14 protein-coding genes are annotated in these 13509 nt (G+C 37.3%); 10 read left to right on the forward strand and 4 right to left on the reverse strand.

Annotated elements, in window-relative coordinates:
• The first annotated feature begins 89 nt into the window (after positions 1-89).
• The 9 genes from ACFOSX_RS01575 to ACFOSX_RS01615 all read left to right on the forward strand — a co-directional run bounded on the left by ACFOSX_RS01575 (position 90) and on the right by ACFOSX_RS01615 (position 8707).
• Positions 90-746, forward strand: a complete 657-nt coding sequence (locus ACFOSX_RS01575) for an acetoin utilization protein acuB (RefSeq protein ID WP_386096339.1) — start codon at positions 90-92, stop codon at positions 744-746.
• A 1-nt stretch (position 747) separates the two neighbouring features.
• Positions 748-1614: an NAD kinase gene (locus ACFOSX_RS01580; protein ID WP_386096341.1), complete on the forward strand. Its 867-nt coding sequence runs from the start codon at positions 748-750 to the stop codon at positions 1612-1614.
• Positions 1615-1714: 100 nt separating this feature from the next.
• Positions 1715-2410 (forward strand): type IX secretion system protein PorG, encoded by a 696-nt coding sequence (gene porG, locus ACFOSX_RS01585; protein WP_386096343.1) that lies wholly within the window; start codon positions 1715-1717, stop codon positions 2408-2410.
• Entirely contained in the window at positions 2407-3147 is a 741-nt protein-coding gene (locus tag ACFOSX_RS01590) for an isoprenyl transferase (protein ID WP_386096345.1), read from the forward strand. The genes porG and ACFOSX_RS01590 overlap by 4 nt, the downstream gene beginning before the upstream one ends.
• On the forward strand, positions 3119-5716 hold the full coding sequence (bamA, locus tag ACFOSX_RS01595; RefSeq protein ID WP_386096347.1) for an outer membrane protein assembly factor BamA: 2598 nt from the start codon (positions 3119-3121) through the stop codon (positions 5714-5716). Before ACFOSX_RS01590 ends, bamA begins: the two co-directional genes overlap by 29 nt.
• Positions 5717-5844: 128 nt before the next feature.
• Complete coding sequence (locus tag ACFOSX_RS01600; protein WP_386096349.1) at positions 5845-6933, forward strand: OmpH family outer membrane protein; 1089 nt, start codon at positions 5845-5847, stop codon at positions 6931-6933.
• A 32-nt stretch (positions 6934-6965) separates the two neighbouring features.
• Positions 6966-7469 carry an OmpH family outer membrane protein gene (locus ACFOSX_RS01605; protein WP_386096351.1) on the forward strand — a complete coding sequence of 168 codons (504 nt, stop codon included), beginning with the start codon at positions 6966-6968 and terminating at the stop codon, positions 7467-7469.
• Between the two features lie 64 nt (positions 7470-7533).
• Positions 7534-8313 (forward strand): glutamate racemase, encoded by a 780-nt coding sequence (gene murI, locus ACFOSX_RS01610; protein WP_386096353.1) that lies wholly within the window; start codon positions 7534-7536, stop codon positions 8311-8313.
• A 34-nt stretch (positions 8314-8347) separates the two neighbouring features.
• A complete protein-coding gene (locus tag ACFOSX_RS01615) occupies positions 8348-8707 on the forward strand; it encodes a GTPase (RefSeq protein ID WP_386096355.1) in 360 nt (119 codons plus the stop codon).
• Here ACFOSX_RS01615 and ACFOSX_RS01620 read toward each other — a convergent pair.
• A complete protein-coding gene (locus ACFOSX_RS01620) occupies positions 8697-9212 on the reverse strand; it encodes a gamma carbonic anhydrase family protein (protein WP_386096357.1) in 516 nt (171 codons plus the stop codon). The genes ACFOSX_RS01615 and ACFOSX_RS01620 overlap by 11 nt on opposite strands.
• Between ACFOSX_RS01620 and ACFOSX_RS01625 the strand changes: the two genes are divergently transcribed.
• Positions 9202-9378: a hypothetical protein gene (locus tag ACFOSX_RS01625; RefSeq protein WP_386096359.1), complete on the forward strand. Its 177-nt coding sequence runs from the start codon at positions 9202-9204 to the stop codon at positions 9376-9378. The genes ACFOSX_RS01620 and ACFOSX_RS01625 overlap by 11 nt on opposite strands.
• A gap of 11 nt (positions 9379-9389) precedes the next feature.
• On the opposite strand, the gene ACFOSX_RS01630 is transcribed toward ACFOSX_RS01625, so the two are convergent.
• The 3 genes from ACFOSX_RS01630 to ACFOSX_RS01640 all read right to left on the reverse strand — a co-directional run bounded on the left by ACFOSX_RS01630 (position 9390) and on the right by ACFOSX_RS01640 (position 13507).
• Positions 9390-10124 carry a LytR/AlgR family response regulator transcription factor gene (locus tag ACFOSX_RS01630; RefSeq protein WP_386096361.1) on the reverse strand — a complete coding sequence of 245 codons (735 nt, stop codon included), beginning with the start codon at positions 10122-10124 and terminating at the stop codon, positions 9390-9392.
• Between the two features lie 2 nt (positions 10125-10126).
• The gene (locus ACFOSX_RS01635; RefSeq protein WP_386096363.1) at positions 10127-12274 is read right to left on the reverse strand and encodes a histidine kinase; all 2148 of its coding nucleotides are present in this window, start codon (positions 12272-12274) and stop codon (positions 10127-10129) included.
• 222 nt (positions 12275-12496) lie between these two features.
• Complete coding sequence (locus ACFOSX_RS01640; RefSeq protein WP_386096365.1) at positions 12497-13507, reverse strand: PorP/SprF family type IX secretion system membrane protein; 1011 nt, start codon at positions 13505-13507, stop codon at positions 12497-12499.
• Between the last annotated feature and the right edge of the window lie 2 nt (positions 13508-13509).

The raw sequence follows: 13509 nt of genomic DNA on the forward strand, positions 1-13509 counted from the left end.
ACTTCAAATTTTGAAACACAAAAATACGAACTAGCACACGCAATTACTGCCTAAAATTGATTAATTTGCAGTTTCAAAATCGCAGATTTATGCAACTTCAGAACTACGTTATCAACGATATTAAGCCTTTAAACATTAATGAAAAAATCAGTGATGTACAGATGGTTTTTAACCAGTTGACCTATTCCCATATTCCGGTTGAAGACAACGGTGTTTACTTGGGTTGTATTTCTGAGACCGATGCCCATTGCTTCGACGCCAAAAAATCCATTAAGGAATGTAATTATGCGATTGAAGGCTTTTTTGTTCGTGATTATACCAATTGGCTCGATGTGCTTGAAGCTTTCGCTCAAAACAGTTGCAACGTGATGCCCATTTTGGATAAGAACAACAATTATTTGGGTTATTACGAACTGAACGATATCATAGGGCTCTTCAATGAAACCCCTTTCTTTTCTGAACCTGGTGGGACTTTGATTGTTGAAAAAGGTATTAAGGATTATTCATTTAGTGAAATTAGCCAGATTGCAGAATCCAATAACGCTAAGATTTTAGGGGCGTTTATTTCGAATATGACAGGTGATTTAGTTCGTATTACCCTAAAAATTGGGAATGCGAGTTTAAATGAAGTCATTCAGACCTTTAGACGCTACAGCTACAATATTGTATCTGGAAGTGATGACGACGGTTATATTGAAAGTTTGAAAGACCGTTCGCAATACCTCGATAAATATTTAAACATGTAGTATGAAAATCGCCATTTACGGACAGAGTTACTACAACGAAAACAACTTTAAGGCGCTCAACATTTTGTTGGAAGCACTTCGGAAGGAATCTATAGATATATATATTGAAGAAAACTTCAAAGACCTTCATGCACCGAAGCATAATCTTGAAGCCTTTTCAAGTTTAGATAACTCCTTCGATTTAATGGTAAGCATTGGTGGGGACGGTACCATTCTAAGAGCAATTACCTATGTCCGCGATTTGAATATTCCTATCGTTGGAATTAACACCGGACGCCTCGGATTCCTCGCAACGATTAGAACCGAAGGTATTTCCGAAGCCATGCGTCACATCCTTGAAGGCAATTATAAAATCACGGAACGCTCTCTTCTCGAAGTGTCTTCAGACCCAAAACATGAAGACATTGAGGCCACAAATTTTGCATTGAATGAAATTGCCTTGAGCCGGAAGAACACCACGTCCATGATTACCGTAGAAACCCATCTCAATGATGAATATCTTACCTCTTACTGGGCCGATGGACTGATTATCTCAACACCAACGGGGTCTACGGGATATTCGTTAAGTTGTGGAGGGCCAGTAATTACGCCAAAAACCAATAGCTTTGTGGTAACGCCGATTGCGCCTCATAATTTGAGTGCGCGTCCTTTGGTGATTCCAGATGACACCAAAATCACATTAAAAGTCAGTGGTCGCGAAGACCAATTTTTAATGTCATTGGACTCCAGGATTGTAACGCTTCAAAACACTACAGTAGTTACCGTTAAAAAAGCCTCGTTTTCAGTGAAATTGGTAGAACTTTTGGACGAAAGCTTTATCGACACACTTCGCAAAAAACTACTTTGGGGCGAAGACCGACGTAATTAGGCAATAATTCGGGCTTAAAACTGTTTATCTCTAGGAACTTGTTGGTGCAAATTGCCCCCAAGTTATCTTAATTGTTATATTTGCAAACTCTTAAATTTTTATGAGATATTTAGTCCTTTTATTGGTCACGGTATTTACCATAAACACTAGTCATTCACAGATTTACGAAGCAGGCATCTTTGTCGGTGGCAGTAATTTTGTGGGCGATATTGGCGCTACCAATTATATAAATCCAAATCAGCTGGCCATTGGCGGTGTTTTTAAATGGAATAGAAGCCCAAGACACGCCTACAGATTTTCAGTCATTTATTCTGAATTGGAAGGTCTAGACAGTAAATCGAACGACCCAAGACGTCAACAACGTAACTGGGCTTTTAATAATGATATTTTGGAACTTTCTGTCGGACTTGAATTCACCTTTTTCGATTTTAACCAACACGATTTGGCCGTAGGAGGTACTCCATACTTATATGGTGGTTTTAGCTATACCAAATACGACCATTACTATTTTACGCCAGGAGGTGTACAGTCATTTGATAATGAATCTAGCTGGACACCAGCTATCCCATTCGCTTTAGGTTACAAATACCTTGTTTCTCCAAGCCTAGTATTATCGGCAGAAGTTGGGGTACGTTATACCTTTACCGATGAGATTGACGGAAGCGTACCGAGCAATCCAGAGCGCACTGATTTAGCTTTTGGGAATACCAACAGTGATGACTGGTATGTATTTTCGGGCCTTACGCTGACCTATACGTTCGGACAAAAACCCTGTTATTGCTATATTCCCCGATGAGTTTAAAAGACCAAATAAATACGGAAAAACTGCCGAGCCATATTGCTATAATTATGGATGGCAACGGACGCTGGGCCAAGCAGAAGGGTATGCTACGTGTTTTTGGTCATGAAAACGGCACAAAATCGGTACGGGAAACTGTAGAAGCTTGCGCAGAATTGGGTATTAATCATTTAACATTGTATGCGTTTTCAACAGAGAACTGGAATCGCCCGAAACTAGAAGTCCAAACCTTGATGAAACTTTTGGTTAAATCCTTGAAAAAGGAGATTAAAACCCTTCAGGACAACAACATTAAATTGTCCGCCATTGGCGCATTAAAAGACCTACCTAATTCCGCCCAAGCAGAATTGCAAGATGTTATAGAAAAGACAAAAAACAATTCACATATGACATTAACTTTAGCCTTGAGTTATGGTTCTCGTGAAGAAATTGTTAATGTTATAAAAGAATTATCACTTAAAGTTAAAAATAATATAATTTCGCCCGATTCTATTGATGAATCGATTATTAATAAGCATCTTTACACGCAAAATTTACCAGACGTAGACTTGCTCATTCGCACTAGTGGAGAACAGCGAATCAGCAATTTTTTATTATGGCAAATAGCATACGCTGAATTATATTTTACCGATGTTTTGTGGCCCGATTTCAAAAAAGAAAATTTGTATGAGGCCATTTTAAATTATCAAAACAGAGAACGACGATTTGGAAAAACAAGCGAACAACTTACCTAAACTAAGCTACATTAAAACCGTATTTACATTTCTACTGCTTTTTTGCGCTACGTTTACGGTAGCTCTATTTGCACAAAATGGCCTAACTAAAGGTGCTACCTATATTGTTAGAGATATTACCGTGACTGGTAATACTGCCTATAGCCCACAAACCGTAATTACCTATTCTGGTCTTCGTAAAGGAGAAAAAGTGGTTGTTGGTGGAGAAAAGATTGGAGATGCCGTTAAAAAACTTTGGAAATCAAATCTTTTTAGTTCTATTGATTTCTACTTCGTGAACATTGAAAACGATTCCACAGACCTTGAAATCAACTTAAATGACTTACCTGAACTTAATGAGGTAAGGATTGAAGGCGTTAAAAAAGGAAAGAAGGAAGAAATACTAAACGAGAACGATCTTAAAAAAGGAAAAAAGGTTACAGAAAACCTTATTACGACAACCCGTAACTACTTAACGAATAAGTACAAGAAGAATGGTTTCCTAAATACAAAAGTGAACGTTATTACCCGTAAAGTGGATAATGACAGTATTGAAAAGGAACGTGTTGATATGTTGGTGAATATCAACAAGGGTGAAAAAGTAAAAATCAAGTCTATTGACTTCGTGAATAACGAAAAACTCAGCGATAAAAAACTGAGAAAAGCTATGAAAAACACGAAACAGAAATTTCTGTTTCGTGTTTTGAAGCGCTCAAAATATGTTGAGGAAGATTTTAAAGACGATTTGGTTAGCGTTGTAGATGCCTATAAAGAAAATGGTTATAGAGATGCACGTGTACTTTCAGATTCCATTATCTATAATGATGATGAAACCATAAGTCTTCAAATAGCTGTTGAAGAAGGTGAAAAATATACCTTCGGGAAAATTGATTTCGTAGGTAATACCGTTTATTCAGACCAGCAATTAATGGCGGTTCTTAGAATTGAAGAAGGCGACACCTATAATGGTGTAGAGTTGAGAAAACGAATTGCGGACGAAGAAAAGCCAGATGGATTAGATTTAACCAATCTCTATCAGAATAATGGTTATATGTTCTCTACCATCAATCCGGTGGAAGTAAGCGCAGATGGTAATGTTATTGATTTAGAAATTCGTATTTCCGAAGGTAAACCAGCTTACTTCAATTCTGTAACAGTGTCTGGAAACGATGTGACCAATGATCACGTTATCTATCGCGAAATTAGAACACGTCCAGGCATGCTATACAGTAGAGCTGATATTATTCGATCAATAAGAGAGCTAGGGCAATTAGGCTACTTTAATGCACAGGCCATTGCACCAGAGATTAAAAACCCTAATCCGGTGGAAGGCACATTAGATATTGAATATAAAGTTGAAGAGCAAGGCTCTAGCCAAATAGAACTACAAGGTGGTTATGGCGGTGGTGGCTTTATCGGTACTTTAGGATTATCTTTTAACAATTTCTCACTGAGAAACATTTTTAATAAAGACGCCTACAAACCGGTACCACGTGGTGATGGACAAAGTTTAGCCTTACGTTTACAGGCAAGTCAGTTCTTTCAAACTTTTAGTTTTTCGTTTAGTGAGCCTTGGTTTGGGGGCGAGAAACCTTATCAATTATCAACGTCATTGTCCTACTCAAGACAGTTTAGGTTCGATCCCTTATCTAGACGTGCAAACAAAGACCAAAGCTTTAATATTGCTGGTATTACGTTAGGTCTTTCAACACGTTTGTCGAAGCCAGATAACTGGTTCTTATTATCACAAGCAATAAGTTATCAGAATTATGACCTTAAGAATTATTTTACAGGGTTATTCAACTTTGGCAATGGTACATCAAACAACTTGTCTTACACTATTGGTTTAACAAGAAATAACACCAACGTAGACCCTATATATCCTACAGGCGGTTCTAACTTTAGTGTATCGGCAAAGTTCTCATTACCATACTCATTGTTCAATAATGTAGACTACGAGGCACTCAGAGAAACAAGTGATGCCATTAACGCCATTCCTCCTGCACAACGAACCCAAGCACAAACGGACGCTTTGGCTGCTGCAGATCAAGAACGTTTTAGATGGTTAGAATTCTATAAAGTAAAATTTAAAGGGGATTGGTATACACAAGTTGCCAAAAAATTAGTCCTCAGACCAAGTGTTGAGTTTGGTTTCTTAGGCGCGTATAACAACGATAGAGGTATTATTCCCTTTGAGCGTTTCTTCTTAGGTGGTGACGGTCTCGGAAATTTTGCATTGGATGGTCGTGAGGTTATTCAATTGAGGGGTTATCCTAATCAGTCTCTATCTTCTGGTGACGGCGCCTCTGTTTATAACAAATTTTCTTTAGAATTACGTTACCCTATTACTTTGGGACAAGGTGCTAAGATTTATGCACTAACTTTCTTAGAAGGTGGTAACTCCGTAAATAACTTTAAGGACTTCAATCCATTTGATTTAAAACGTTCTGCAGGTGCAGGTCTTAGAATCTTTATGCCAGCCTTCGGATTATTGGGTATTGACTTCGGTAGACGATTTGATGACATTCCAGGACAAGCCGGTTCTAGAGGGAATTGGGAAACACACTTTATAATCGGGCAGCAATTTTAACTTTGGCACGATATTTTCTAATAGCATAACAACGAATTACAATAGGTGTTAAAATTTTTAATAATTTATTTCGTTAATTTGAAGTATCACAATACTTTCAAAACATGCTAGCTAAAAATAAAACACCCATGAAATTCAAAGTTCTTTACATATTGGCAATTATTGGTCTAATGAGTTACACGAGCAATGCGCAACGTGGCGTTAGAATTGGCTATATAGACACTGAATTTATTCTTCAGAATGTTCCTGAATATCAAGAAGCTTCCTCACAGCTCGATCAGAAAATCGAAAAGTGGAAAGCAGAAATTGATCAACGCTTAAAAGAAGTTGAACAAAAGAAGCAGGCGCTAGAAAATGAAAAGGTATTGTTAACCAAAGAACTCTACGAGGAGCGTTTTGAAGATATCACTTATGAAGAAGCCGAAATTCTAGACTATCAGCAAAAACGTTTTGGTCCAAACGGCGACATGATTATTCAACGCAATCAGTTGATTCAGCCTGTGCAGGATCAAATTTTTTCTGCTGTACAAGAGATAGCAACAAACCGTAAGTACGACTTTGTTTTTGATAAATCCGCTGATGTAGTAATGCTATATTCAGCCGAACGTTATGACATTAGTGAGCAAGTTTTAAGAACGATCACTAGAGCATCTAACCGAAAGCAAGCAGAAACAAGAAAGGAAAGACGTGAGTTAGAGGAAGAGGAAGTGGTTCCAGAAGAAGTAAGTCCGGAACGTGAAGCACGAGCACAAGCCCTAGAAGATAAAAAAGCTGAGCGTGAAGCCCAATTAGAGGAGCGCAGAAAGCAACGTGAAGCACAGTTAGAAGAACGTCGTAAAGCGCAGGAAGATGCAAGACAAGCTAAACGAAAAGAGATTGAAGAGCGTCGCAAAAAAGCAACTGAAGCAAGATCTGGCGGTAAAGCTAAGGACACTTCAGAAGTTGCAAAGGCAAAGGTAAAAGTTGACTCTACAAAAGCGAAGACTGCTGTTAAAACAGACAGTACTAAGACAAAAACAAGAGCTCAACTTTTAGAAGAAAAACGAGAAAAAGCAAAGCAAGATAGAGAGGCAAGACAAAAAGCGCTTGAAGAACGACGCAAAAAAATCTTAGAAGACCGTAAAAAAGCACGCGAGGAGCGTGAAGCCCAAATAAAGAAGAACGATTCCATCCGAAAAGCAAAAGCTGGAGGTGGATCTGGAGATGAAGGAAACTGAATTAATAATATAACACGTAACACTTAATTAAAATGAAACAATTTAAAACTCTATTATTCGCTGCAGCACTTTTTGTAGGTGCTACAAGTTTTATGACTGCCCAATCTAAGGTAGCGCATATCAACACGCAGGAATTAATAAAAGCAATGCCAGAAACAAAGGCTGCAGAAGCTGAAATGCAACAGTTAGGTAAAACCTACGAAGCGCAGATTGCTGATTCTATTAAAGAATTAGACAAAAAATTAAAGCAGTACCAAGCCGAAGGCCCAAACCAAACGGAGGAAGAAAACGCAAAGCGTATGCAAGAAGTTGAAGGTATGAAGCAATCTATTGCTCAGTTTCAGCAGAATGCACAACAAGATTTATCTAAGAAGGAGTTCGATAAATTAAAGCCTATCACAGATAAAGCTAAAGCAGCGATTATGAAAGTTGCCAAAGCTCAAGGCTTTGACTATGTACTAGATGCATCGACTTTAGTTGTAGCAGAAGGTAAAGATCTTTTAGCTGACGTTAAAAAAGAATTAGGGATCCAATAATTAGGTTCACCTTAAAAATTTACAAAAAGCCACTTTATTTAAAGTGGCTTTTTACATTTGTAATATGAGTCATTCTCCCATTGGCATATTCGATTCTGGTATTGGAGGCACCTCTATTTTTAAGGAGATTGCCACACTGCTACCTCATGAAGATATTATCTACTTAGCAGATAGTAAATATGCGCCTTATGGTAATAAGTCCAAGGAAGACATCCTAAAGCTCAGTATTAAAAACACGGAATTACTATTAGAAAAAGGTTGTAAACTTATTGTTGTGGCTTGTAATACGGCAACGACTAATGCCATAGATTATTTACGCGAAAACTATGATGTGCCTTTTATTGGCATAGAGCCTGCCATAAAACCAGCCTCCTTAAATTCCAAGACCAAAGCCATTGGGATTTTAGCGACTAAAGGAACTTTAAGCAGTGCCTTATTCCACAAAACCATGAACTTGTACAACGAAGGAGTCACTGTCGTAGAGCGTGTTGGAGAAGGCCTTGTGCCTCTTATTGAAGATGGTGATTTGGAAAGTGAAACGCTTCAATCCTTGCTACAAACCTATATGCAACCCATGATTAAAGCCAATATCGACTATTTGGTGCTCGGTTGTACGCATTATCCATATCTTGTCCCAATGCTCAAAAAAATGTTGCCTGAAGATATAACAATCATTGATTCAGGATTGGCAGTGGCACGGCAAACCAAAGCTATTTTAGAATCCCATAATCTACTAAACAACTCAAAATCCACACCTAAAATTGAATTTTTTACTAATATAAATCCAGAAGTGCTTCAATCTTTTGTGAATAAAGATTACGAAGTTTCTTATTCAGACTTTTAATAAAGGTTAGCACCTCAATGACAACTAAGCCTCTATGGAACTCATTTTTATCTACAATGCTAAATCCGGATTAAAACAATCGCTCTTCGATATGGGCCATAAGCTTTTCAGTCCTAAAACCTATCCATGTCGTTTATGTGCCTTAACCTTTGACACCTTCAGTGAAAATCATATTTGGAAAACGTTTAGGGCAACTAATAAGGCTGCTATGGTTTTCTATCACAGTGATGAATTTGAAAATCACTACCCCAACGCAAAGTATGAATATCCCATCATTCTGAATAAATCAAAAAACGTATTGAACGTTGTTCTATCGGCCAAGGAATTAAACAAAATTGAAAATGTACATGGGCTGATGACTCAGCTTAAAAGATTTACAAATACTACTCCCTAAACCAACTGGAATATTCAACATAGTTATTGGCAATTCTTCCGATTTCACCATCAATTAAGTCTTTACTGATGTCCTTTACCTTTTTGGCAGGAACCCCAGCATAAATGCTTCCCGATTCAACGTGGGTATTTTTTGTCACCACAGCTCCGGCAGCAATAATTGAATTGGACTCTACGATACAATCATCCATTACAATACTGCCCATACCAATAAGCACATTGTCTTTTATGGTACAGCCATGCACAATAGAATTATGGCCTATAGATACGTTGTTTCCAATAGTCGTTGGTGATTTTTGATATGTTGCATGAATAACTGCACCATCTTGTATATTCACCTTGTCCCCTATTTTAATATAATGGACATCGCCTCGCACTACCGCATTAAACCAAATACTACATGAATGGCCCAAACTGACTTCACCAACAATCGTGGCGTTTTCTGCAACAAAGCAATCATCGGGGATTTGAGGATGTTTTCCATTAACGGGTTTTATGATTGGCATAGGGTTATTGGTTATTGGTTATTGGTTATTGGTTATTGGTTATTGGTTATTGGTTATTGGTTATTGGTTATTGGTTATTGGTTATTGGTTATTGGTTATTGGTTATTGGTTATTGGGAAAATACGAAATAACTTATTTTCCCAAAGAAATGAATATCAACTTTTAAAAAATCATCAATTACTTAAAGTAAGATAATAAATCGGCCTTCTTTGATGCAGAGACCATAACTTCCTTGCCATTACTTAAAATAACGCTACCGCCTTTCCCTTTCACATACTTTACAATCTCACTGACATTAACCAAATAACTTTTATGAACACGGGCAAAATTATAATCGATAAGGGAGCCTTCGATATGTTTTAAGGTTTTACTGACCACTTTCTTCTTACCATTCTTCAAATAAATTTCAGTATAGTTGTCATCTGCCTTGCAAAACATAATTTCTGAGGTTTCAATGACTTCAAATCCATCTTGTTGGGGCAAGGTAATTTTACCGTTGACTGCAGTCGTTTTTGGCTTTAATACTTGATCTTGTAGTGCATTTTCCTTTGTTCTGATTTCAGTCACATAATCTACGGCTTTAATTAACTCGTCAATAGAAATTGGTTTCATGAGATAGTAACTAGCGTGCGCATTCAATGCCTCAATGGCGTAGTGGTTATAAGCGGTAACAAATATAGTTTCAAAATTAATGTCGCCGACTTTTTCTAATAAATCAAAGGCATTTCCATAAGGCATTTCAACGTCTAAAAACACGACATCCAATTCGTTATTTCTTATCAAAACTAAGGCGTCTTCAACATTGGATGCTTCACCTACAATATTGATATTGGGACAATATTTTCCCAAGTAATTTCTAAGAATCTCTCTACTGGTTTCTTCATCTTCTACAAGTATGGCATCTAATTTCATGGCTAGTCTTTTTTAAGGGTTACGACAACTTTGGTTCCTGTATCTTCTGCATGTTGAAAATCTGAAATACTCACATCAACCTTGTCTTTATACATAGTATTTAAAATGGCTACGCGCTTTTTAATATTGGTAAGACCCTTGGAGTTGTGTTTTTTCTGATTGTCTGTTTTCATGGCTTTGCTTCGAGCTCTACCGATACCATCATCCATGATACTAATGCTTATCTCATCTTTAGAGGTCTTGGTTATATCAACATGCAACAGCCCTTTTTCAGTCTTGTACCGAAGCCCATGCCATACGGCATTTTCAATATAGGGTTGCAAGAGCATTGGTGGAATCATAAATTCCTGCACATCGATAGTGTCATCAATCGTGATGCTATAATCAAACTTATCTTTGAATCTAAAGTGCTCTAATTTTGTGTAGAGTTCCAATAATTCGATTTCCTTTTCCAACGGAATAAAATCTTCTTCACTATTCTCCAAAACAGCACGCATCAGAAATGAAAAATCAGATAAATATTTGTTGGCGGTGCGTTCATCATTTATAGCGATAAAACTATTTACAGAGTTTAAGGCATTGAATATAAAGTGTGGATTCATTTGACTCCTCAGTGACTTTAAAGCCAACAGGTTATTTGCCAAACGCTGTTGCTTAATGTATTTATAGGTTAGATAGCCTGCAATTAGCAATAGGATTAAACCGCCAATTAACGAGTAAATGATAATCTCTTGATTCTGGTTTTTTGCTTCCGTTAATTCAATATTACGAAGCGACAGCATACGTTCATTTTCTAGGCTCGTAATTCGGTTTTGGTTTTCGGCAATGTTTCTGGTAAAGCGTGCCACTTGCGCCAATTCCTGCTCCTTCTGGCGGTATAGCGCATCAACGGTTTCTGTGTATTTATCAAACTCTGCTTTGGCTTTTTCAAAATCACCTGCACTTTCATAAACATCGATTTTCTTTTTTATGGCGTCCTTTTTCACCACAAAATCGCCTCGAGAATCAGCTTCCGCAATACTCTTATCTAAGTATGGAATGGCTTCATCATAATTCTTTTGAAGGAATAGCGCTGTCCCTATTTTATAGTTCTGTTTTTGTGGTGTTAATGCACTTTCGTTGGTGATGATGGAGTCTTTTTCAATTTCCTTAACCTCTTCAACTACCTCTTTTCTTAATGCTATTTCGTCATCATAGTCTTTGAACTGATTGTTGAATTCCGCAACAGTTACCTTTTCCTCTACTGAGCGTTCTTTGGTTTCTTTTTGAGCAAGACTCAAAGAATTGTCAAAAAACCCCTTTGCTTTTAAACGATTACCATCGGCGCTGTAGGCTTGAGCAATCTTTGAATTAAAATCTGTAATCTTCGATTTTATCCGAGCGTTCTTAGCAATTTGAAGGCCTTTTTGGTAATTGACAATTGCCTTATTATAGGCTTTGGTTTTTAGGAGTACGTCCCCGTAGCCTTGATACAGTTCCGTTTTAAGATAGTTGCTCATTGAAGCTCCTATTAGACTTTCGTAAATCTGAATACTTTCTTGGTAATTACTATTAAGGCCATAAGCCTTCGCCAATTTTAATTGAACCTCAACTCTGTCTACGTTCTGAAGGCTGATACGGTAATTGCTCACCGCAAGATCGTGCTGTTTCCAAAACAAATAAATATCGCCTAACGTTTCATAAGCATCTGCGTTTTGTAATTGTGAGGTACTGTTATCCAAGGCGTCAGCAATAAACTTAACACTTCGCTCCACATCAGATTTTAAGTAAGTATCGGCCGAATCAATGAGTTGGTTAAAGGTCTGTATGCTTTGCATGCGCAATTGCTTGGCAGAAGGCTCTGATTGTTCTGGAATAACTTCAATTCTTATCCTCTCATCATCTACGATGGTATAGTAAACGGTTTCAAAATCTTTGTGCTTAACGACCAACTGATCGCCGACTTTTACCTTGATTTTAAAATTACCATCTTTTCCTGTTACGGCATAAGCGCCACCATTGACTTCTATATTAACAAATGGAATCGGTTCATAAGAAAATTTTTCACGCACGGAACCTCTTACTGTAAACAAATCCTTGGTTTGACCTTGGGCCAAATCAGCAAACAGTAAAATACTAAATAGAAAAAGAGATTTTAATAAGGTTTTCAAATGAATTACACTTTAATGAAGACTAAACATACTGCAAATTTCTAAGTTGTAAAAATGTGCCTTACCTGAACACTCCTTGAAATACCTCGTATTTGACGACTCTACTCAATAGTTTATGCTATTCACTCATCCAAATGCTACAGTGACGCATTGTGGATTTTAAATTCAGAATTATAGCCTGAAAACAAAAAAAAGACCTTTTTCAAGGTCTTTTTTAAATTGTTAGTTTATTGCAGGACATTCACAATCGTACTTCTCTCGTCGACAGTTAAAGTTATATCCGAGCGTGATTTGATGAAAACCACCGGTATTAAAATTCACAGTATTGGCCTGATAAGAATATGTATAGGCAAATACAAATTGTTTGTAGTCCACACCAATAAAAGGTGTGAAATACTGTAATTTTTGACTGCTAACGCCATTACCATCTCTAAATTCGGCACCATCTAAACTACGTCGGTAAGACAATCCACCCCAAAGTTTACCGAAATCCATTTCTCTGTAGACTTTAGCGTTTATATCAATAGTTGATTCTTCGGTGGCATCTCTATACATATACATAATAGACGGCTCATAAGACCATTCGCTCCCCGGTCTATGGAATACATTACCCAATGATGCTAAATAGGTTCTAAGATTATCAAATTCAAACCCTTGGGCATTAAAATTTATACCTTCATTTGGTAGAATATTCTTTGCAGTAACGTGAGCATAAAAATCTAGAAAATGATAAGAGAAGCCAACATCAATATTAAAATTAGTAGCGCTTTGCTCAATGCCAGCGATAAGCTGATCGAATTCACCAGGGGCTAAAAAGTCCGTTTCATCTAATTTATATTGAATAAATCCAGCACTTAATCCAAAAGACAGCATGTTTAAATCCACCTCATTTCTCGAAAACATTAAGTGGTGTGCATACGTCACATAACCTCCCGTATTTGAATGGTAACCGTTCTTATCATTATATAAATTGACACCAACTGCAGATTGTGATTCACCAATACGGCTGTGTATACTTAATGTTTGAAGGCTTGGTGCATCATCAACCCCAAACCACTGCTGGCGAGCGGTTAATCTCACCTTTGCGCAGTTGGCCACGCCAGCCATAGAAGGATGGATTAAATAATAGTTATCCGTAAGATAATCTGAATATACAGGCAATCCTTCCTGTGAAAATCCGGTTAAGGAAATTAATGCCGTTAATGCTATTAAACAACTTTTCTTTATACTCATAA

Origin of the sequence: Winogradskyella maritima (assembly GCF_042650215.1) — a bacterium.
Classification (GTDB): Bacteria; Bacteroidota; Bacteroidia; order Flavobacteriales; family Flavobacteriaceae; genus Winogradskyella; species Winogradskyella maritima.